Below are 608 nucleotides of genomic sequence, written 5' to 3'. Positions count from 1 at the left end.
CCGTGCCCGCGCCGGTCCCGCCGCCCGCGCCGCCGCTCGCGCGGGACCTCGCCGGTCGCGGGCTGCAGCCGCAGGCGGGGCACCGGGCCGGGGCGCCGCTCCAGCACGATCTCGGTCGCGTTGCCGAGGTCCTGCGCGTAGGCGCGCGCCATCGCCTCGGCGAACTCCGCGTCCTCCACGACCACGTCCAGCTCGTAGTTCCCGAGCCAGCTCGCGAGGTTGAGGTTCGTGGAGCCGACGCGCGCCCACCGCCCGTCGGAGACGGCGGTCTTGGCGTGCAGCATCGGCCCGTTCCACTCGTACACGCGCACCCCGGCCTCGAGCAGCGGGCGGTAGCCGGCGCGCGACAGCGGGCGCAGGAGCGGGATGTCGGTGCCGCCCGGCACGAGCAGCCGCACGTCCACGCCGTCGCGCGCCGCGGCCAGCAGCGCCTGCACGTACGGCGGCGTGCCCGCGAAGTACGCGTCGGTCAGCCACAGCGACTCGCGCGCCGAGGCGGCGATGAGCTGGTCGAGGCGCAGCAGCCCGCCCGTCCACGGCTCGCCGGCGACCACGCGCACGGCGGTGCCGCCGGCCGGCGCGGCGCGCGGGCGCAGCGCCCCCGGCGG

General features: G+C 78.9%; 1 protein-coding gene. It reads right to left on the bottom strand.

The window, feature by feature from the left end; genetic code table 11:
• Positions 1-608 (bottom strand): phospholipase D-like domain-containing protein (locus PYV61_RS26385; RefSeq protein ID WP_275836866.1); only part of this gene is annotated, 608 nt, incomplete at both ends.

Source organism: Roseisolibacter sp. H3M3-2 (assembly GCF_029211165.1).
In the GTDB taxonomy this organism is placed as follows: Bacteria; Gemmatimonadota; Gemmatimonadetes; order Gemmatimonadales; family Gemmatimonadaceae; genus Roseisolibacter.
This window is presented reverse-complemented; position numbering and strand designations above follow the sequence as displayed.